Here is a 19129-nt window from a genome sequence, read left to right as displayed (position 1 = left end):
GGGGCGGGGGGCGGGGGCTAGTTGCCGGAGCGGCGCTTGTTGTAGACGTCGAAGGCGACCGCGAGGAGCAGGACGAGGCCCTTGACGGCCTGCTGCCACTCGATGCCGATGCCCATGATCGACATGCCGTTGTTGAGCACACCGATGATCAGGCCACCGATGATGGCACCGGCGATGGTACCGACACCGCCCTGGACCGCCGCGCCGCCGATGAAGGCGGCCGAGATCGCCTCGAGCTCGAAGCCGTCTCCGGCCTTGGGTCCGGCGAGGTTCAGGCGAGCGGTGAAGATGAGCCCTGCCAGGGCGGCGAGGAAGCCCATGTTCACGAACAGCCAGAAGTCGACGCGCCGCGTCTTGATGCCGGACAATTCCGCCGCGTGGCGGTTTCCGCCGATCGCGTAGATGTGCCGGCCGAACACGGTGCGGTTCATCACGACGCCGTAGACCATCACCAGGATGGCGAGGATGATCAGCGTGACCGGGACGCCCTTGTACGAGGCGAGGGCCCAGACGAACCAGCCGATGACCAGGGCGATCAGGGCGAGCTTGGCCACGAACCAGACGAACGGCTCGGTGTCCTGACCGTACTTCTGCCGCGCGACCCGCGTGCGGGTCTGCTGCACCACGAGCGCCACGATCGCCACGACACCGATGAGCAGGGTGAACACATCTGGATCGGCTTCGCCGAACACCCCGGTCAGGAAGCCGTTGCCCAACGCCCGGTACTCGGTCGGGAACGAGCCGATGTTCGCGTTGCCGAGCACGACGAGCGCGAGACCGCGGAAGATGAGCATGCCCGCGAGCGTCACGATGAACGCGGGTATCCCGACGAACGCGATCCAGAACCCCTGCCAGGCGCCCACCAGCGCCCCGATCAGGAGCGAGAGGACGACGGCGAGCCACCAGGGCATCCCCATCTTCACGGCGAAGACGCCGGAGATCGCGCCGATGAAGGCGGCGACCGAACCGACCGAGAGATCGATGTGTCCGGCGATGATCACCATCACCATCCCGATCGCGAGGACCAGGATGTACCCGTTCTGCACGACCAGGTTCGAGATGTTCTGCGGGCGCAGCAGGATGCCGTTGGTGAGGATGGCGAACAGCGCGACGACCGCGATCAGCGCGATGAAGATGCCGTTCTTGCCGAGGTCGCTCAGGACGTGGCTGAGCCAGCGCGTGAAGCGGTTGTCGGCGGGATTGATGAGGGCGCCGGCCGCCTGGGACTCCGGTGGCGCCTGCGTGGTGTTGTTCGACATGGTGAGTCTCCTGCGCCCGTCAGCGGGGCTTTTCCATGGTCATGAGTTTGAGGACGGATTCGGGTGTGGCCTGATCGATCGGCAGCTCGCCGGTGATGCGTCCCTCGGAGAGGGCGTACACCCGGTCGGAGATGCCGAGGAGCTCCGGGAGCTCGGAGGAGATCACGATGATCCCCTTGCCGGATGCGGCGAGCTTGTTGATGATCGTGTAGATCTCGTATTTGGCGCCGACGTCGATGCCTCGCGTGGGCTCGTCGAGGATCAGCACGTCCGGGTCGGAGTAGATCCACTTCGACAGGACGACCTTCTGCTGGTTCCCGCCGGAGAGCTTCCCGGTCTTGGCCAGGACGCTCGGGGCCTTGATGTTCATGCTCGTGCGGTAGCCGTCGGCGATCCGGAACTCCTCGTTGTCGTTGACGAGGCCACCCTTCTCGAGTTTCTTCAGCGACGCCATCGAGATGTTGCGCTTGATGTCCTCGATGAGGTTCAGACCGTACGTCTTGCGGTCCTCGGTCGCATACGCGAGCCCGTTGGCGATCGCCTCGGACACCGAGCGGGTGCGGATCTCGCTGCCGCGCATGAACACCTTCCCACTGATGCGGGTGCCGTAGCTGTGGCCGAACAGGCTCATCGCGAACTCGGTGCGGCCGGCGCCCATGAGCCCGGCGATCCCGACGATCTCGCCCGCGTTGACCGTGATGGACACGTCGTCGACGACGACGCGCGACGGGTCCTGCGGGTGGTGCGCGGTCCAGTTCTCGACCCGCAGCAGCTCCTCGCCGATCTGCGGCTCGTGGTCCGGGTAGCGGTGCTCGAGGTCGCGCCCCACCATGTCCTTGATGATGCGGTCCTCGGTGACGTCGGACTTCGCGATCGTCTCGATCGTCTTCCCGTCGCGGATGACGGTGACGCTGTCGGCGACCTTCTTGATCTCGTTGAGCTTGTGGCTGATGATGATCGACGTGATCCCCTGCCCGCGCAGGCTCAGGATCAGATCCAGCAGGTGGTCGGAGTCCTCATCGTTGAGGGCCGCCGTCGGCTCGTCGAGGATGAGGAGCTTGACCTCCTTCGAGAGCGCCTTGGCGATCTCGACGAGCTGCTGCTTGCCCACCCCGATCTGGTTGGCCTTGGTGGTCGGGTTCTCCCGCAGGCCGACGCGCTTGAGCAGCGCCGCCGCTTCGTAGTTCGTCTTGTTCCAGTCGATGATTCCCGCGGCGTTCTTGCGCTCGTTGTTGAGGAAGATGTTCTCCGCGATCGACAGGTACGGGCTCAGCGCCAGCTCCTGGTGGATGATGACGATGCCCTTGGCCTCGCTGTCGCGGAGGTTCTTGAACTGCACCTCCTCGCCGGCGTAGACGATGTCGCCGTCATAGGTGCCGTGCGGGTACACCCCGGAGAGCACCTTCATGAGGGTCGACTTGCCGGCACCGTTCTCTCCGCAGATCGCGTGGATCTCGCCGCGCTCGACGGTGAAGTTGACGTTCGAGAGGGCCTTCACGCCCGGGAACGTCTTGGTGATTCCGCGCATCTCCAGGATGTGCTCAGCCATCGTTTCTCCTTGCCGGATGGGGCCCGGCCGGGCGGTTCTCGCCGCCCGGCCGGGCCGTCAGGGGTGCGGGGCGTCAGCCCTTGATCTCGTCTTCGGTCCAGTAGCCGCTGTCCACGAGGACCTCGGTGATGTTGTCCTTGACGACGATCTGCGACTCGAGCAGGTACGACGGCACGACCTTCACGCCGTTGTCGTAGTCGGTCGTGTTGTTGACCTCGGGCTCTTCGCCCTTGAGGATCGCGGATGCCATCGCGACGGCGACCTCGGCGAGCTCACGGGTGTCCTTGAAGATGGTCGCGTACTGCTCCCCCGCTTCGATCGCGCGCACCGAGTCGAGTTCGGCGTCCTGGCCCGAGATGACCGGCCACTCCGGACCGACCGAGTACCCGGCGCCCTCGAGCGCCGAGATGATGCCGCGCGAGATGCCGTCGTACGGGGAGAGCACCGCGTCGACCTGTGTGCCGTCGGAGTAGTTCGCCGTGAGGATGTCCTCCATGCGGCTCTGCGCGGCCTCGCCGTCCCAGCGCAGCGTCGCCGCCTGCTGGAAGCTCGTCTGCCCCGACTGGACGACGAGCGTGCCGTCGTCGATGAGCGGCTTGAGCACGTCCATCGCGCCGTCCCAGAAGAACGTGGCGTTGTTGTCGTCCGGCGAACCGGCGAACAGCTCGATGTTGAACGGGCCGGCCGGCGCGCCCTCGATCGGGGTGCCGTCGAGCTCGGTGAGGCCGAGTCCGTTGAGGACCGACCAGGCCTGCTGCTGGCCGACGACGAAGTTGTCGAAGGACGCGTAGTAGTCGACGTTCTCGCTGTCACGGATGAGGCGGTCGTATGCGATCACCGGGATGTCGGAGTCGGCCGCGGTCTGGAGGACCTCGGACAGGGTGGTGCCGTCGATCGAGGCGATGATCAGGGCTTCCGCGCCCTTGGTGATCATGTTCTCGATCTGCGAGACCTGCGTGGGGATGTCGTCTTCCGCGTACTGCAGGTCGACGGTGAATCCCTGCTCCTCGAGCTGGCTCTTGACGGCGTTGCCGTCCTGGATCCAGCGCTCGGAGCTCTTGGTGGGCATGGCGACGCCGATGAGGCCGCCGTCGCCGCCGCCCTCACCGCCGCTTCCGCTTCCGCCTGCACATGCCGAGAGCATGAGGGAGCCGGCGGCCAGCGTGGCCGCGGCGAAGAGGATCTTCTTGGCTTTCACTGTCGTTCCTTTCGAGGTGACTGCACTGTCTTGGTGTTTCAGGGTGACCGCTGCCCGGAGGGCTACCGGCGGTCGTCGGTGGTCTGTCCGTACACGTTCTGGTACCGCGCGTAGAGTGCGTCGATCCGGTCCTGCGGGATCGGGATGAGGGGCCCGGCCTGGCGCGCGAGGTGGACGGTCCGGGCGGCGTCCTCGCACATCACGGCCGCTTTCACCGCGTCGCGGGGCGTCACGCCGATCGTGAACGGGCCGTGGTTCTGCATGAGCACGGCACGGGAGCGGTGCCCGCGGAGGGTCTGCACGATGCCGCGCCCGATCGAGTCGTCGCCGATGACGGCGAAGGGGCCGACCGGGATCGGGCCGCCGAACTCGTCCGCCATCCCGGTGATGACGCACGGGATCTCCTCGCCGCGGGCGGCCCAGGCGACGGCATAGGTGGAGTGCGTGTGCACGACGCCGCCGACGTCGGGCATGTGGCGGTACACGTACGCGTGCGCCGCGGTGTTGCTGGAGGGGCTGCGGTCGCTGCCGGGGGTCCCCTCGACGACGTTGCCGTCGAGATCGCACAGGATCATGTTCTCCGGCGCGAGTTCTCCGTACGTCACTCCGGAGGGCTTGATCACGAAGAGGTCGGCGCCCGGCACCCGCCCGGAGACGTTCCCCCCGGTCCAGACGACGAGGCCGTAGCGCACGAGCTCGGCGTGGAGCGTTGCCACATCGGCTCGGACGCGAGCGATCGCGACCTCCGTCTTCGCGCCGCTGACATAGCGATCGCGCTCGGCGGCGGGTGTGGACACGGGCTGACTCCTTCGTCTGTCGAAACCCCGGTGTGACGATCAATGTGACCGTTCACATTGCGACAATGTAACTCATCCCGGCCGCGACCTGTCAACCCGGATCGGGTCTCGGGTCGGTAACGGCGCGTCAGAGCGGCTGCGGGGCGCTCGTCGAGGAGCGCACCAGGAGTTCGGGGACGATCGTCGCCGGCACCGGCGCGCTGTCACCGAGCGGGCCGAGCAGCACGTCGACGCAGCGCCTGCCGAGTTCCGCGAAATCCTGGCGGACCGTGGTCAGCGGCGGCCAGAAGTGCGCCGACTCGGGGATGTCGTCGAAGCCGACGATGCTGATGTCCCCCGGCACGTCGAGGCCCTCGTCGCGGATGGCGTGGATGAGCCCCAGCGCCATCTGGTCGTTCGAGGAGAAGACTGCCGTGAAATCCCGCACGCGCAGGAGCTCCCGCCCCGCGTAGTACCCGAACTCGGCCGTCCAGTCCCCCAGGATCGGCGCGGTCGTCGGGATGTCGCTGGCGCTCATCTCCTCGAGGAACCCGCGCATGCGTCCCTCCGCCTCGATCCAGTCCTGCGGGCCGGCGAGGTGGTAGATGTGCCGGTGCCCGAGCTCGATGAGGTGGCGGGTGGCGAGCCGCGCCCCCGCCATCTGGTCCACCGACAGTGCATGCGTCGGGTCGAGCTCGGTGGACTGCAGGGTCACGTACGGGATGTCGAGCGGCTGGGCGGCGAGCGCGCGGAAGACCCGCATCTGCGGGGCGATGACCACCAGCCCTTCGACGGACTGCGCCATCAGGTGGGCCAGTCCGGCGGCGATGGAGCTGGGATCCCGCGGCTCGATGTTCGCGGTGCTCACCCAGTATCCGCGCTCCCGGGCGGCAGCCTCGATGGCGGCGATGCTGGAGGCGGGTCCGTACTGCGTGCTGGAGGACGAGAGGATCCCGATCGTCTGGGACCTGCTGGTGACGAGCGCCCTGGCCGCCCGGTTCGGGCGGTACTGCAGATCCGACATGACCTGCAGGACGCGTTCCCTGGTCTCCGGCCGGATGCTCGGGTGGTTGTTGATCACCCGGGAGACCGTCTGGTGCGATACGTCCGCCAGGCGCGCCACGTCGCGGATACTGGGACGTCGCCCGGCAGCCTCGTCGCTCATGGATGTGACTCCCCGCTCGGGAATGCGCACGGTCACACTCCTCCGAGCCATTATGCACCGCCGCCTGACGCCGCGACGGGCAGGATGTGACTGTCACATCAGGCACCCGTTCCTCTCCGCGGCGCGGTGCCGTACGCTGTGCCCCATGCCGGACTTCGCCAGGCACCTCCCCCTCAGCAACCGGCCGCGCTCCAACGAATCGGGCGTGACCGGCGATCGTCGTGTGGCGATCGCGGACGCCGTGGACGAGGCCGCCCGCGTGCTGGCATCGGTGATCGAGGAGGAAGCGGAGTTCGAGGCACGCGCCCGCAGGTTCCTCGAGGAGGCCGGGCTCGGCACGGGCGCCGCGGGCGGCTCCCCCTCGGAGCTGCTTCAGCTCGCGGCGACGATCCGCGTGGGGCGCCGGCGCAACACCCGTCTACTCGTGCACACCGTGCGCGCGCTGCTCGTGCTCGGCGATTCGGTGGAGGTCGAGCCGCGCGTGGCCGCCCACGTCTCCGGCGCCGTCGCGCTCGCGGCCACCGGGTCGGCCCCGTTCGAGCGCCGCGCGGTGCTGCGCGGGCACACGGTCCGGGCCGTGGACGAAGGCTGGGCGTTCGGGAACGGACCCGTCCTGGAGGGACGCGGGCGGGAGATCGTCCGCTTCGTCCTCGCCCTCGACGACATCCCTCCGCTCCCGGTCAGCTCCTCGTGATCAGCTCCCGGTAGAAGTCGATCCCGCGTAGCCAGACATCCACCCGGATGCGTTCGTCGTGCGCGTGCAGCGCGTCGCGCTCGGAGCGGGTGAGGTGGAACGGCGTGAACCGGTAGACGTGGTCGCTGATCGCCGTGAACCACCGGCTGTCGCTTGCGCCGAGCTGCAGGTACGGGGTGGGGATGATGTCCTCGTCGAGTGCCGTCGCGATCGCCCCGGCGAGGCGCCGCCACTGCTCGCCGTGCCACGGGGAGACCGGAGACGGCTCCGCCGCGTGGCGCACCTCGATCCGGATCCCCTCGTCCGCGATGACCGCACGCAGCCTCTCGGTGGCACCGGCGACGGTGTCCCCGGTCAGCAGCCGGATGTCGACCGCGGCGCGGGCGGTCGTGGCCAGGACGTTCTCGCCGGGCGCCCCGTGGAGCTCGGTCGCCACCGCCGTCGTCCGCACGAGCGCATTGGTCTCGGGGCCCATCCGCGCGAACACCGCGGACAGCACCGGCCCGACCAGGGCGGCGTTCCGGAACACCGTGCGCAGGGGCTGCCGTGCGTGCGGCGCGACGGTGGCGAGCATGGCCCGCACCGGCGCACTGATCCGGCGCGGGAAGGGCCGGCGCTGCAGCCGCGTCAGCGCGCGGGCGAGCCGCGCGGTGGCGGGCAGAGCAGGTGGCGTGGAGGCGTGCCCGCCCGCCTCGTGGGCGACGAGCCATGCCGTCATGTGGCCGCGTTCGGCGACCCCGATCATCGCGGTCCGCCGGTCCACCCCCGGCAGCACTCCCTCGACGACGGCGCCGCCCTCGTCGAGCACGAGTCCCGGCCGGGTGCCGCGCGCCCGCAGGAGCTCGACGACGGCGGCCGCTCCGTCGCCGGCCGTCTCCTCGTCGTGCCCGAAAGCCAGGTAGACGTCGCGCGCCGGCACGAAGCCCTCGCCGACGAGCCCCTCCACCGCCTCCATGATCGCGACGAGGGCACCCTTGTCGTCGATCGCGCCGCGGGCGTGCACCGCCGCATCCGCGCCGGTGCCGACGATCTCGGCACCGAACGGATCGTGCGCCCACTCCTCCGGTACGACCGGGACGACGTCCTGATGCGCCATCAGCACGAGCGGTCCCTCTGCGGATGCCCCGGGCCAGCGGTACAGCACCGTGTGCCCGGCGACCGTCTCGCGCGCCAGCGCCCGGTGCGTGCGGGGGTACAGCCGCGCGAGCTCCGCGTGGAACTCGTCGAACGCACCCCGGGCGACCAGCGACTCGTCGGCGTGCGAGACGGTCGGGATGCGCAACAGTCGCTGGAACCTGGCGAGGGGTGTCTGCACGCGTCGAGACTATCCACGGGAGCCGCAGGTACGGTGGACCTATGACCGACGTCCCTCCCCGAGGCCTCCGCTGGGGCATCCTGGCGACCGGCGGCATCGCCCACGCGTTCGCCTCGGACCTCCGCACCGCCGGACTCGACGTCCGCGCCGTGGGCTCCCGTTCCGCGGGCGCGGCCGAGCGCTTCGCCGCGGAATTCGACGTGCCCCGCGCGCACGCGTCGTACGAGGCGCTGGTCGCCGATGACGACGTCGACATCGTCTACATCGCCACCCCGCATCCCCTGCACGCCGGCAACGCACTGCGTGCGATCGAGAACGGCAAGCACGTCCTCGTGGAGAAGCCGTTCACCCTCACCGGCGCGGAGGCCGAACGGGTACGGGCGGCCGCGGAGGCGCACGGCGTCCTGGCGATGGAGGCCATGTGGACGCGCTACCTGCCGCACATGGTTCGCGTGCGGGAGCTGGTGCGCTCCGGGGCGCTCGGCGACATCCGGTCCGCGCACGCCGACCACAGCCAGAGGCTCCCCTCCGATCCCGCGCACCGGTTGAACGCGCTCGAGCTGGGCGGAGGCGCCCTTCTCGACCTCGGGATCTACCCGGTCTCGTTCGTCTGGGACATGCTGGGGGCCCCGACCGACATCGTCGCCCGCGGCCGTCTCGGACAGACGGGCGCGGACACCGAGGTCGCGACGGTCTTCACGCACGGCTCCGGTGCGCTGTCGACGACCACGTCGTCCTCGCGCGCCGCCGGCCCCGTCTCGGCGCACGTCGTCGGGACCGAGGCCCGCATCGACATCGACCGCGTCTGGTACAGCCCCACCTCGTTCCGCCTCACCGGCGCGGACGGCACGGTGCGGGAGACCTACACCTCCGCCGTCGACGGACGCGGGATGCAGTACCAGGCCCTCGCCGCCGAACGCATCATCGCCGAGGGCGCCCGCGACAGCGATGTCCTGCCCCTGGCAGAGACCGTCGCGATCATGCACACGCTCGACGCCATCCGCGCCCGGATCGGCGTGCACTACCCCGAAGAGGACTGACATGCCCGACCCCACCACACCCCGCGTCGCGGTCTACCTTGACTTCGACAACATCGTCATGAGCTGGTACGACCGCGTGCACGGCCGCAACGCCTACTCGCGCGACCGCCAGCGGATCGCGGAGAGCACCAAGGACCCGGAGATCGCGGAGAAGCTGGCCCGCGCCACGGTCGACGTCGGCGCGATCATCGACTACGCCGCGTCGTTCGGCACACTCGTGCTCACCCGCGCCTACGCGGACTGGTCGGCCCCCGTCAACGCCGAGTACCGCTCGCAACTGGTCGCCCGCGCGGTGGACCTCGTGCAGCTGTTCCCGGCGGCCGCGTACGCCAAGAACGGCGCCGACATCCGGCTGGCCGTGGACACGGTCGAGGACATGTTCCGCCTCCCCGACCTCACGCACGTCGTGATCGTCGCCGGCGACTCGGACTACGTGCCCCTGGCACAGCGCTGCAAGCGCCTGGGCCGCTTCGTCGTCGGCGTCGGGGTCGCCGGTTCCACGGCGAAGTCCCTCGCGGCCGCGTGCGACCGCTTCGACTCGTACGACTCGCTCCCGGGCGTCACTCCCCCCGAGCCGGCGAAGAAGGAGGGGGCGACGGCCGCCCGAACCCGGGCACGGAAGCGCTCGGTCGACCCTGCGGCGGACCTGCTCGAGCGCGCGCTGCGCCTGGAGAACGACAAGGACCCCTCGCAGTGGCAGCACGCCTCCGCGGTGAAGAGCCTCATCACCCGGCTGGACTCGTCCTTCAGCGAGAAGGCACTCGGTCACCGCAGCTTCACGGAGTTCGTCGCCGCCCACCCGGACATCGCGGAGATCGACGAGACCGACAACATCGTGCGGATCCGGCTGGTGGGCGACAAGCTCTGACGGCCGCGTCAGGGGCGCGGAGCGCGCGTGCTCCACAGCGCCCAGGCGATCAGCAGCGGCTGGAAGAACAGGCGCACGAGGCGTGCCCGGTCGGTGTTCAGTCCGAACCCGTTCCGATGCTCGGTGTACTGCGCCACGTTCCCCGGGAAGACCGCGGCGAAGAACAGGGCGAGGATCGTGCCCACGCGTCGCCGCTCCCGCGGGAGTGCGACGAGGGACGCGCCCAGCAGGATCTCCGCCACGCCCGATCCGACGACCACGGCGTCCTTGTCGAGGGGGACGATCTCGGTCGCCCAGTCGGGGACCTGGGCCTGGAACTCCTTCCGGCCCCAGAAGAGGTGCGAGAGACCCGCGAAAACCATGGCGACGGCGAGCAACCACCGGGAGAACGTCCTCATCGGCCCAGTCCACCGCCCGGCGCGGCCGCTGTCGAGGACTTGACGGCGGATGCCGCTCCCGTCACAGACCGGCGTCGCGGGCCGCGGCCGCCTCCGTGACGAAGGCCTCGTACTCGGCGAAGTCGTCCTCGGCGACGATCGCACGCAGGACGACCTCGTCCACGGCGGCGAGGTACGCGCCGAGCCGTTCCGCCACGTCCTGGGTGCCCGACGCCGGGAGCACGGTGTCGCGGGCGTCGAACCCGAGCCGGGCGAAGTTCGCCGCGTAGTTCGGGTACGTGGCGTACCGGTCCGCCTCACGGAGCATCCGGTCACGCGCTCCCACGTCGAACGCCGTCCGCACGTACAGGTGCGTGCGAGTCTCCTCCCGCTCGGCGATCGCCTCCTCGCGCTGCGCTGCCGCGGCCTCGGGGGTCAGCCAGCTGAGCAGCGGCCCGTCCGCCTCCCGGGCGGCGAGCCGCCGCATCCGGGGCCCGAGCGCCCCCACGACGATCTGCGCCGAGCGGGCCTCCCGGAGCCGGCCCACCCCGTCGGCCACGAGCGCGAGCTGCCCCGAGCGGGCAGCTCCGGAGCCGACGCCGAGAATGAGGCGCCCGTCCGGGATGCCCGCGCGGTCCAGCGCCTCGAGGATCTCGGCCGGGCCGCGCCGGTCCAGCGGTACGACCCCGGTCGCCAGAACGAGGCGGTCGGTCGCCCGCGCCGCCGCCCCGAGCGCCGCGATCGCGTCTCCGTCGGGGGTGTCGTTGACCCAGAGGGAGTGGAAGCCGGCGTCCTCGGCGACGCGGGCGATCTGTGCGATCAGGTGCGGGCCGAGCGTCGCGGCGACGCCGATCGACAGGGCGGTGCGGGTGCGCGTCATGAGCCGATCATGCCGCAGCCGGGAAAGCCCTCGCCACCTCGCACCCGCGGGCGGAGGCCGATCCTGCTCCCCATCTGGGCATTCGCCCGTCCGGTACAGTGGCGACCGTGGCACCCCGCAACCCGCCTCCTGGCTCGCAGACCTCGCTGCGCGAGGCCAACCGGGCGCGCCTGATCGACGCCCTCAAGCGGCACGGGCGCCTGACCCAGGTGGAGCTGGCCGGGAGCACCGGGCTCTCCCCCGCCACCGTGTCGAACATCGTCAAGGAACTGACCTCCTCCGGCATCCTGCACACGTCGTTCACGTCCCGCAGTGGGCGCCGTGCGACGCTCGTCTCACTGGCCCGCCAGCTCGGGCTCGTCGCCGGCGTGCACTTCAGCTCCCGTCACCTCCACATCGCGATCGCCGACACGGCCCGCACGATCGTGGCGCAGTCCGCGTTCCCGCTCGCTCTCGACCACCGTCACGACGCCGAGCTCGATCGGCTGAGCCTGCTGCTGGGCGACATGATGGAGTCCCTCGGCGGTGCCGTCGGTGACCTGCTCGCGGTGGGCCTCGCCCTCCCCGCACCGATCGACCAGCGCACCGGCATGATCTCCAGTCCGGGCCTGCTCCGCGGCTGGGAGGGCGTCGACGTCGCCGAGAGCCTTCGCGAGCGGATCGGACGACCCGTCTTCGCCGACAGCGAGGCGAACCTCGGGGGACTTGCGGAGGCCCGTGAGGGGAACGGACGCGGTGCCTCCGCCTCGGTCTTCATCCGCGTCGGCCACACGATCAGCGCGGGCCTCATCGTCGGCGGCGACCTCTTCCGCGGGGTCAACGGCAAGGCCGGGCAGATCGGGCACGTCACGATCGACGAGAACGGCCCGGTCTGCCGCTGCAGCAACCGAGGGTGCCTGGAGACGTACGCCAGCGGGCCGGCGCTCCTCTCGCTCTTCCCGCCGGGCGAGGGGATGCGACGGCTGAGCGACCTCCTGCACGCCGTCGAGTCCGGCGACGGCAGTTCACGGCGCGTCGTCGCCGACGCGGGCCGCCACATCGGCATCGCCGCCGCGAGCCTGTGCAACCTCTTCGATCCGGAGCTGATCGTCGTCGGCGGCGAGCTCGCGCAAGCGGGCGAGATCCTGATGGCCCCGATGCGCCACTCCCTGGAACGCTCGGCGCTGTCGTCCGCATCGGGTCTGCCGGAGATCGTGGAGGCCTCCTTCGGGGAGTGGGCGGAGGCCCGGGGCGCGATGGCGATCGCCCTTGACCATGTGACCGTCGGCGCCGAGGCCCTCCCCCACTCGGCGTAGGTGCTGCGCATGCCCGGTCAGCGACGAGGAGCCCGGGCGGGCGGGACTCGCCGGGTCGGGACGGCCGCCCTGGCAGCCGTGGGGCTCGCCGCGGCCCTGTCCGGCTGCGTCGGCCCGGCGTCGGATGCGGGGGCGGACCGGGCTCGGGAATCCATCGCCCTCCTGCTCCCGGAGGCGAAGACCGCCCGCTACGAGACCTTCGACCGTCCCCTGTTCGAGGCGCGGGTTCGGGAGCTGGGCGACCACCCCGTGCTCTACGCCAACGCCGGGCAGAACGCCGCGACCCAGCAGCAACAGGCCGAGTCGGCCCTCGCCGCCGGGGCGGGGGTGCTCGTGCTCGATCCGGTCGACGCCGACGCGGCCGTCAGCATCGTCACCGCGGCCAACGCCGCGGGGGTGCCGGTCATCTCCTACGACCGGCTCGTGGCCGGCGGCGACATCGCGTACTTCGTATCGTTCGACAACGAGCGGGTCGGGAGGCTGCAGGCGACCGCGTTCGTCGAGGCCGTCCGCGACGCCGGCGACGGCGACGGCATCCTGATGGTCAACGGCTCCCCCACCGACAGCAACGCGGATCAGTTCCGCCAGGGGGCGCACGCCGTGATCGACCGGAGCGGGTTGCGCGTGCTCGCCGAGTACGACACCCCGGACTGGAGCCCGGACAAGGCCCAGGACTGGGTGGCCGGTCAGATCGCCCAGTACGGGGACGAGATCGCCGGGGTCTACGCCGCAAACGACGGGACGGCGGGCGGTGCGATCTCGGCGCTGAAGGCGGCCGGTGCGGAGCCCTTCCCCATCGTCACCGGCCAGGATGCAGAGCTCGCCGCCGTGCAGCGGATCGTGGTGGGCGACCAGTACATGACCGTCTACAAGGCGATCCGCACCCAGGCGGAGCACGCGGCGGAGGTGGCCGTGGCGCTCCTGCGCGGTGAGGAGGTGACAGCGCCGACCCTGGTGGACGGCGTGCCCGCGGTGCTCCTCGAGCCGGTCCCGGTGACGGCGGCGGACATCATGGCGACGGTCGTCGCCGACGGGTTCTGGACCGTCGGCGACATCTGCAGCCCCCCGTATGCCGACGCCTGCGCGACCGCCGGCATCGGGTAGGGTCCTGACCCTGACGAGGAGACGATGACCGTGAATCCGACGACACCCCCGGCCGCCGGCCGTGCCCGCGAACGGGTGGTGACGATGCGGGGCATCGGCAAGCGGTTCGGAGCGGTCCGTGCACTCACGGACGTGGACTTCTGGGTCGACGCGGGCGAAGTGGTCGCGCTGATCGGGGACAACGGCGCCGGGAAGTCCACCCTCGTGAACCTCCTCGCCGGGGTGCACACCCCGGACACCGGGACGATCGAGATCGGTGGCGCGCCCGCCGAGATCGGCAGCCCGGCCGACGCCCAGGCGTACGGCGTCGCGACGGTGTTCCAGGACCTCGCGCTGTGCGACAACCTGGATGTCGTCGCGAACCTGTGGCTCGGGCGCGAGCTCGTCTCCGGTCGCGCCCTGGACGAGGTCGACATGGAACAGCGCACCTGGACCCTGCTGCGCGAGCTCTCCGCGAAGCTGCCGTCTGTGCGGGTGCCGGTCGCCTCCCTCTCGGGTGGACAGCGCCAGACGGTCGCGATCGCCCGATCGCTGCTGGGGGACCCGCGCGTGGTGATCCTCGACGAGCCGACCGCCGCACTGGGGGTCGCCCAGACCGCCGAGGTCCTCAATCTCATCGAACGCCTCCGGGAGCGGGGGCACGGCGTCGTCCTCATCAGCCATCACATGGCCGATGTCCTCGCGGTGGCGGACCGGGTGGTGGTGCTGCGGCTCGGCCGGAACAACGGGGTGTACGACGTGGCGGAGGTGACGAGTGAGACCCTCATCGCGGCGATCACGGGCGCCGCCGACCTCGCCCGGCCGACGCGCGCGGAACCGCACCGGAGCGTCACGGAGGATCCCGCCGATGTCGGCGACGGACGGACCGCGACGATCACCCCGATCCCCCGCCGGACCTCGCCGCGACCACCGGGGCGGGGCGGGCGATCGTGATCACGCCACGGTCCGCCCCCGCGGGTGACGATGCCGGCCTCCGGCCCGGCAGCTTCCGCAATGCGCTGGCCGTGGTCTCCGACCGGATCCGGGAGGGCGATCTGGGGGCCGTGCCCGTCCTCGCCGGCCTCCTGGTCATCTGGGCGGTCTTCCAGTCCCTGAATCCCGTCTTCCTCTCCAGCGAGAACCTCGTCAATCTCACGATGCAGTGCGCCGCGACCGGAACGATCGCGCTCGGCGTCGTGCTGGTGCTCCTGGTGGGCGAGATCGATCTGTCGGTCGGTTCGGTGTCGGGCCTCGCGGCGGCGGTGCTGGCGGTCACCTTCGTGAAGCTGCAGTGGCCCCTCCTGGTCGCCCTCCCGGCGGCGGTGGCCACCGGTTGTCTCGTGGGCCTGGTCTACGGCGTGCTCTACACGCGCTTCGGCCTGCCGAGCTTCGTGATCACCCTCGCCGGCCTGCTCGGATTCCTCGGCCTGCAGCTGTGGGTGCTGGGAGACACCGGGGCCATCGCGCTCCCCTTCGACTCCTGGATCGTGTGGTTCGCCCAGCAGATGTTCCTGCCTGCCTGGGCGTCGTACCTCCTCGTCCTGCTCGCCGCCGCCGCCTACGCGGCCTCGCTCCTGCGACGGGCGAGCCGGCGCCGGGCCGCGGACCTCGCCGGCGAGGGGTACGTCCGGATCGCGGTGAAGACCGGGACCCTGCTGGTCGTGCTGCTGGTGATCGTCTGGTACCTGAACCGGCACCGCGGCGTCGGGGCGATGTTCGTGTTCTTCGTGGGCCTCGTCGTGCTGATGAACCTCGTCCTGACCCGGACACGGTGGGGCCGTGCCGTCTACGCAGTGGGCGGTTCCGTGGATGCCGCGCGGCGGGCAGGCATCCGGGTGGATCGCATCTACCTGTCGGTGTTCGCGCTCTGCTCCACGTTCGCCGCGCTCGGGGGCGTGCTGGCCGCCGCGCGCCTGGCCTCCGCGAGTCAGAGCTCCGGCACGGGCGACACCAACCTGATCGCGATCGCCGCGGCGGTCATCGGCGGTGCCAGCCTCTTCGGCGGCCGGGGCTCGGCGTTCGCGGCGCTCCTCGGGATCATCGTCATCCAGTCGATCTCGTCCGGCCTGACCCTGCTCAACCTCGACGCCGCCGTCCAGTTCATGGTCACCGGAGTCGTGCTCGTGCTGGCTGTGATCATCGATTCGCTGTCCCGCCGCACGCGCGCCGCACGGGGTCGCGCCTGACCGTTGCGTTCAGTGTCGGAACGCGGATGCCGCGTTGCCAAAGCGTTACGTTCAAGTCTTGACGCCAAGAACCGATGCGGTCAAGATCACCTCAAGCGCGCGACGGTGCAGCAGCGAAGCTCCTGGCGATCGCGCATGTCAACGACGAAAGGCGAATGATGAAGAAGTCTTCATTCCTCGCCGTGGTCGCCCTCAGCGGCGCGGCAGCGGTGATGCTCGCAGGGTGCGGCGGCGGAGGCGGCGCCGAGACCAGCGAGGGCGGCGGTGGCGGGGACGCCGACGCCGGGCGCGCGTGCGTCATCCTCCCCGATGCGGCATCGTCGCCGCGCTGGGAGAACTTCGACCGCAAGTACCTGCAGGAGGGGCTGGAGGCCGCCGGCTTCGAGGCCGACATCCAGAACGCCCAGGGGGACGTCGCCAAGTACGGGACGATCGCCGACCAGCAGCTCACCCAGGGCTGCGGTGTCATGCTGCTGGTCGACTACCAGGGCGCGGCGGAGACGGTCGCCGCGAAGGCCAGCGCCGAGGGCATCCCGGTGATCGCCTACGACCGGCCGTTCGAGGGCGCGGACTTCTACGTCTCGTTCGACAACGTGGAGGTCGGTCGCCTGCAGGGGCAGACCGTGCTCGACGGGCTGGAGGCGAAGGGCGTCGCCCCGGCGGACGCCACCGTGGTCTACATCGGTGGCGACCCGACCGACGGCAACGCCGCGATGTTCCACGAGGGCGCGGTCGAGGTGATGGAGGGTGCCGGCGTCACGGCGGCGGCCGAGCCTCCGGGCGCCTGGGACCAGGGCAAGTCGCAGACCAACTTCGAGCAGGCGCTGACCTCGCTCGGTGGACAGGTGGACGGCGTCTGGGCGGCCAACGACACGAACGCGGCAGGCGTCATCAAGGTGCTGCAGGACAACAACCTCCAGGGTGTCGCGGTGTCCGGCCAGGACGCCAACGTGGCAGGTCTGCAGAACATCCTGCTCGGCTGGCAGACCGCGACGGTCTACAAGCCGGTCCAGGACGAGGCCACGGCCGCGGTCGAGACGGCGGTCGCGCTGCTGAAGGGTGAGACCCCGGAAGCCGGGGCGGAGCTCGAGGACGGGACCCCGTACATCCAGGTCACCCCCGTGCTCGTCGGCCCGGACGAGGTCAAGGATGTCGTCTCCGCCGGCGACGCCGCGTACGACGACGTCTGCACGCCGGACGTCATGGCGGCCTGCGAGCAGTTCGGGGTCACACCGTAACCATCCGTCGACCGCGAGGGCGTCGCGTCACCGGGCGCGGCGCCCTCCGCGTGTTCCGCATCGGCACATCGCAAGGAAGCGAGCATGACAGACACGATCACCGCAGCAGAGCCGATCATCGAGCTGATCGGCGCGAAGAAGTCGTTCGGTCCGGTCACGGTGCTCAAGGGCGTCGACCTGAAGGTGTATCCCGGCCGGGTCACCGCACTGGTCGGCGACAACGGCGCCGGCAAGTCCACCCTCATCAAGGGGCTGGCGGGCGTGCAGCCGTACGACGAGGGAGAGGTGCGGGTCGACGGCCGGCACCGTGACCTGCACACCCCCCGGGACGCCGCCGCCCTGGGCATCGAGGTGGTCTACCAGGACCTCGCCCTGTGCGACAACCTCGACATCGTTCAGAACATGTTCCTGGGGCGGGAGGAGTTGTCGGCGGGTACGTTCGACGAGGGCCGGATGGAGAAGGATGCCTCCGACACCCTGCGCTCCCTGTCCGTGCGCACCGTCAAGTCGGTGCGCCAGAAGGTGTCCTCACTGTCCGGCGGGCAGCGCCAGACGGTCGCCATCGCGCGCGCCGTACTGAAGAAGGCACGGGTCGTGATCCTCGACGAGCCGACCGCCGCGCTCGGCGTCGCCCAGACCGAACAGGTGCTGAATCTGGTGCAGCGGCTTTCCGAGCAGGGTGTCGCCGTGGTGCTGATCAGCCACAACCTCGTGGACGTCTTCCAGGTGGCGGACGACATCGCGGTCCTGTACCTCGGCCAGCTGGTCGCACAGGTCCGGACGAGCGAGACCTCCCGCGACGACGTCGTGGGCTACATCACCGGGACCAAGACGCTCGGCGGCGTCGAGATCCTCAACACGTCCACCGTGCGCACCGAGGGAGCAGCGGAATGAGCAGCAACGCGACCCGGACCGAGGCCGCTCCCGACCCGGTGGCGAGCGACCTCATCGGCAGCGGGATCGAGGGCGGCCTCGGCGACCAGGTGCAGGCCTGGCTGCAGCGCGTCCGCAGCGGAGACATGGGCGCCCTGCCCGCCGTGGGCGGACTCGTGGTGCTCGGGATCCTGTTCTCGACGCTGAGCCCCTTCTTCCTGACGGAGCGGAACTTCGCGAACCTGCTGAATCAGGCGGCGACCCTGGTGGTCCTCGGCATGGCCCTGGTGTTCGTGCTCCTGCTGGGCGAGATCGACCTGTCGGCGGGGGTGACCGGCGGGGTGGGGATGGCTCTGTTCGTCGTCCTCAACAGCGTCTGGGGCATCCCCTGGCCGCTCGCCCTGCTGGTCGGGTTCGGCTTCGGGATCCTCACCGGTGCCATGATCGGCTTCTTCGTCGCGCGGGTCGGCATACCCTCGTTCGTGGTCACCCTGGGCCTGTTCCTCGGCTTCCAGGGACTGGCGCTCGTCATCATCGGTCCGGGCGGCCTCTACCGGCTGCAGGTCCCGGAGCTGATCGCCCTCCAGAACGGCAACCTCCCGGTGTGGGGCGGGTGGGTGATGCTGCTGATCATGCTGCTCATCTCGGCCGCGATGTCGCTCTGGGACCGGAGCCGTCGTGCGCGCGCCGGGGTCCCGAACCGCGCCGTGTCGCTGGTCTACATCAAGCTCGCGGTCATCGCCGTGGTCGGCGGCGCGGTCGTGTTCGTCCTCAACCAGGACCGGGGGCAGTCGGTCAACGCGGTGCAGGGCGTCCCCTACGTCGTCCCGGTCGTGCTGGTGATCCTCTGGGTCGGCACCTTCGTCCTGGACCGCACCCGTTTCGGCCGGTACATCTACGCCATCGGCGGCAACGCGGAGGCGGCGCGGCGCTCCGGCGTGAAGGTGCGCTGGGTCAAGTGGTGGGCGTTCGTGATCGGATCCAGCCTCGCGGTGTTCTCGGCGCTCCTGGCCGTCTCCCGGGTCGGCTCCGTCGACGCCACGGTGGGGCGCGACATCGTCCTCAGCGGCGTCGCCGCAGCGGTCGTCGGCGGTGTGAGCCTCTTCGGCGGGCGGGGCCGGCTCGTGCACGCCGCGATCGGCGCGCTGGTCATCGCGACGATCACGAACGGTCTGGCGTTGCTGAACCTCCCCGCGGGCGTCAACCTGCTCGTCACCGGCGGAGTGCTGATCCTCGCCGCGACGGTCGACGCGGTGTCCCGCCTCCGCTCCGGAGGCGGGCGGACCTGACCGGCGGAGGGCGCCGGCGCGGTCCACCGACCCGCCGGCGCCCT

At 70.5% G+C, this 19129-nt stretch carries 18 protein-coding genes; 10 read left to right on the top strand and 8 right to left on the bottom strand.

Going from position 1 to position 19129, the window contains the following annotated elements; genetic code table 11:
• Nucleotides 1-17 precede the first annotated feature (17 nt).
• From mmsB to F6J84_RS04770, 5 genes are all read right to left on the bottom strand, one after another.
• Complete coding sequence (gene mmsB / locus F6J84_RS04790) at nucleotides 18-1259, bottom strand: multiple monosaccharide ABC transporter permease (protein WP_150971826.1); 1242 nt, start codon at nucleotides 1257-1259, stop codon at nucleotides 18-20.
• 19 nt (nucleotides 1260-1278) lie between these two features.
• Complete coding sequence (gene mmsA / locus F6J84_RS04785; RefSeq protein WP_150895008.1) at nucleotides 1279-2808, bottom strand: multiple monosaccharide ABC transporter ATP-binding protein; 1530 nt, start codon at nucleotides 2806-2808, stop codon at nucleotides 1279-1281.
• A gap of 73 nt (nucleotides 2809-2881) precedes the next feature.
• Nucleotides 2882-4006: a multiple monosaccharide ABC transporter substrate-binding protein gene (gene chvE, locus F6J84_RS04780; protein ID WP_150971824.1), complete on the bottom strand. Its 1125-nt coding sequence runs from the start codon at nucleotides 4004-4006 to the stop codon at nucleotides 2882-2884.
• A 62-nt stretch (nucleotides 4007-4068) separates the two neighbouring features.
• Nucleotides 4069-4803 carry an L-ribulose-5-phosphate 4-epimerase gene (locus F6J84_RS04775; protein WP_150971822.1) on the bottom strand — a complete coding sequence of 245 codons (735 nt, stop codon included), beginning with the start codon at nucleotides 4801-4803 and terminating at the stop codon, nucleotides 4069-4071.
• A 127-nt stretch (nucleotides 4804-4930) separates the two neighbouring features.
• A complete protein-coding gene (locus tag F6J84_RS04770; RefSeq protein WP_150971820.1) occupies nucleotides 4931-5947 on the bottom strand; it encodes a LacI family DNA-binding transcriptional regulator in 1017 nt (338 codons plus the stop codon).
• A gap of 145 nt (nucleotides 5948-6092) precedes the next feature.
• Between F6J84_RS04770 and F6J84_RS04765 the strand changes: the two genes are divergently transcribed.
• Nucleotides 6093-6641, top strand: a complete 549-nt coding sequence (locus F6J84_RS04765) for a hypothetical protein (RefSeq protein ID WP_150971818.1) — start codon at nucleotides 6093-6095, stop codon at nucleotides 6639-6641.
• On the opposite strand, the gene F6J84_RS04760 is transcribed toward F6J84_RS04765, so the two are convergent.
• Nucleotides 6628-7956 carry a M20/M25/M40 family metallo-hydrolase gene (locus tag F6J84_RS04760; RefSeq protein WP_150971816.1) on the bottom strand — a complete coding sequence of 443 codons (1329 nt, stop codon included), beginning with the start codon at nucleotides 7954-7956 and terminating at the stop codon, nucleotides 6628-6630. The genes F6J84_RS04765 and F6J84_RS04760 overlap by 14 nt on opposite strands.
• A gap of 41 nt (nucleotides 7957-7997) precedes the next feature.
• Between F6J84_RS04760 and F6J84_RS04755 the strand changes: the two genes are divergently transcribed.
• A complete protein-coding gene (locus tag F6J84_RS04755) occupies nucleotides 7998-8996 on the top strand; it encodes a Gfo/Idh/MocA family protein (RefSeq protein ID WP_150971814.1) in 999 nt (332 codons plus the stop codon).
• 1 nt (nucleotide 8997) lies between these two features.
• Nucleotides 8998-9864 carry an NYN domain-containing protein gene (locus F6J84_RS04750; protein ID WP_150971812.1) on the top strand — a complete coding sequence of 289 codons (867 nt, stop codon included), beginning with the start codon at nucleotides 8998-9000 and terminating at the stop codon, nucleotides 9862-9864.
• An 8-nt stretch (nucleotides 9865-9872) separates the two neighbouring features.
• On the opposite strand, the gene F6J84_RS04745 is transcribed toward F6J84_RS04750, so the two are convergent.
• On the bottom strand, nucleotides 9873-10262 hold the full coding sequence (locus F6J84_RS04745) for a DoxX family protein (RefSeq protein ID WP_150971811.1): 390 nt from the start codon (nucleotides 10260-10262) through the stop codon (nucleotides 9873-9875).
• 61 nt (nucleotides 10263-10323) lie between these two features.
• Nucleotides 10324-11121 (bottom strand): LLM class flavin-dependent oxidoreductase, encoded by a 798-nt coding sequence (locus tag F6J84_RS04740; RefSeq protein WP_150971808.1) that lies wholly within the window; start codon nucleotides 11119-11121, stop codon nucleotides 10324-10326.
• Nucleotides 11122-11228: 107 nt separating this feature from the next.
• Between F6J84_RS04740 and F6J84_RS04735 the strand changes: the two genes are divergently transcribed.
• From F6J84_RS04735 to F6J84_RS04705, 7 genes are all read left to right on the top strand, one after another.
• A complete protein-coding gene (locus F6J84_RS04735) occupies nucleotides 11229-12416 on the top strand; it encodes an ROK family transcriptional regulator (protein WP_224786164.1) in 1188 nt (395 codons plus the stop codon).
• A 9-nt stretch (nucleotides 12417-12425) separates the two neighbouring features.
• Nucleotides 12426-13520, top strand: a complete 1095-nt coding sequence (locus tag F6J84_RS04730; RefSeq protein ID WP_150971806.1) for a sugar ABC transporter substrate-binding protein — start codon at nucleotides 12426-12428, stop codon at nucleotides 13518-13520.
• 24 nt (nucleotides 13521-13544) lie between these two features.
• Nucleotides 13545-14453 carry an ATP-binding cassette domain-containing protein gene (locus F6J84_RS04725; protein ID WP_150971804.1) on the top strand — a complete coding sequence of 303 codons (909 nt, stop codon included), beginning with the start codon at nucleotides 13545-13547 and terminating at the stop codon, nucleotides 14451-14453.
• Entirely contained in the window at nucleotides 14450-15685 is a 1236-nt protein-coding gene (locus F6J84_RS04720) for an ABC transporter permease subunit (protein ID WP_420846173.1), read from the top strand. Before F6J84_RS04725 ends, F6J84_RS04720 begins: the two co-directional genes overlap by 4 nt.
• A 155-nt stretch (nucleotides 15686-15840) precedes the next feature.
• Nucleotides 15841-16923, top strand: coding sequence for a sugar ABC transporter substrate-binding protein (locus F6J84_RS04715; protein ID WP_238702597.1), 1083 nt, complete (start codon nucleotides 15841-15843; stop codon nucleotides 16921-16923).
• An 84-nt stretch (nucleotides 16924-17007) separates the two neighbouring features.
• Nucleotides 17008-17817, top strand: coding sequence for an ATP-binding cassette domain-containing protein (locus F6J84_RS04710; protein WP_150971798.1), 810 nt, complete (start codon nucleotides 17008-17010; stop codon nucleotides 17815-17817).
• Nucleotides 17814-19085 carry a sugar ABC transporter permease gene (locus F6J84_RS04705; RefSeq protein WP_150895033.1) on the top strand — a complete coding sequence of 424 codons (1272 nt, stop codon included), beginning with the start codon at nucleotides 17814-17816 and terminating at the stop codon, nucleotides 19083-19085. Before F6J84_RS04710 ends, F6J84_RS04705 begins: the two co-directional genes overlap by 4 nt.
• Nucleotides 19086-19129: the final 44 nt, after the last annotated feature.

The organism is Microbacterium caowuchunii, assembly GCF_008727755.1.
GTDB classification, from domain to species: Bacteria; Actinomycetota; Actinomycetes; order Actinomycetales; family Microbacteriaceae; genus Microbacterium; species Microbacterium caowuchunii.
This window is presented reverse-complemented; position numbering and strand designations above follow the sequence as displayed.

Bases quoted from the DNA above. Each gene is read 5' to 3' on its own strand.
- F6J84_RS04710 (WP_150971798.1), top strand. From the start codon at position 17,008: ATGACAGACACGATCACCGCAGCAGAGCCGATCATCGAGCTGATCGGC.
- F6J84_RS04715 (WP_238702597.1), top strand. From the start codon at position 15,841: ATGATGAAGAAGTCTTCATTCCTCGCCGTGGTCGCCCTCAGCGGCGCG.
- F6J84_RS04770 (WP_150971820.1), bottom strand. From the start codon at position 5,947: ATGAGCGACGAGGCTGCCGGGCGACGTCCCAGTATCCGCGACGTGGCG.
- F6J84_RS04725 (WP_150971804.1), top strand. From the start codon at position 13,545: ATGACCGTGAATCCGACGACACCCCCGGCCGCCGGCCGTGCCCGCGAA.
- F6J84_RS04755 (WP_150971814.1), top strand. From the start codon at position 7,998: ATGACCGACGTCCCTCCCCGAGGCCTCCGCTGGGGCATCCTGGCGACC.
- F6J84_RS04730 (WP_150971806.1), top strand. From the start codon at position 12,426: ATGCCCGGTCAGCGACGAGGAGCCCGGGCGGGCGGGACTCGCCGGGTC.
- F6J84_RS04745 (WP_150971811.1), bottom strand. From the start codon at position 10,262: ATGAGGACGTTCTCCCGGTGGTTGCTCGCCGTCGCCATGGTTTTCGCG.
- mmsA (WP_150895008.1), bottom strand. From the start codon at position 2,808: ATGGCTGAGCACATCCTGGAGATGCGCGGAATCACCAAGACGTTCCCG.
- F6J84_RS04740 (WP_150971808.1), bottom strand. From the start codon at position 11,121: ATGACGCGCACCCGCACCGCCCTGTCGATCGGCGTCGCCGCGACGCTC.
- F6J84_RS04765 (WP_150971818.1), top strand. From the start codon at position 6,093: ATGCCGGACTTCGCCAGGCACCTCCCCCTCAGCAACCGGCCGCGCTCC.
- F6J84_RS04705 (WP_150895033.1), top strand. From the start codon at position 17,814: ATGAGCAGCAACGCGACCCGGACCGAGGCCGCTCCCGACCCGGTGGCG.
- F6J84_RS04750 (WP_150971812.1), top strand. From the start codon at position 8,998: ATGCCCGACCCCACCACACCCCGCGTCGCGGTCTACCTTGACTTCGAC.
- mmsB (WP_150971826.1), bottom strand. From the start codon at position 1,259: ATGTCGAACAACACCACGCAGGCGCCACCGGAGTCCCAGGCGGCCGGC.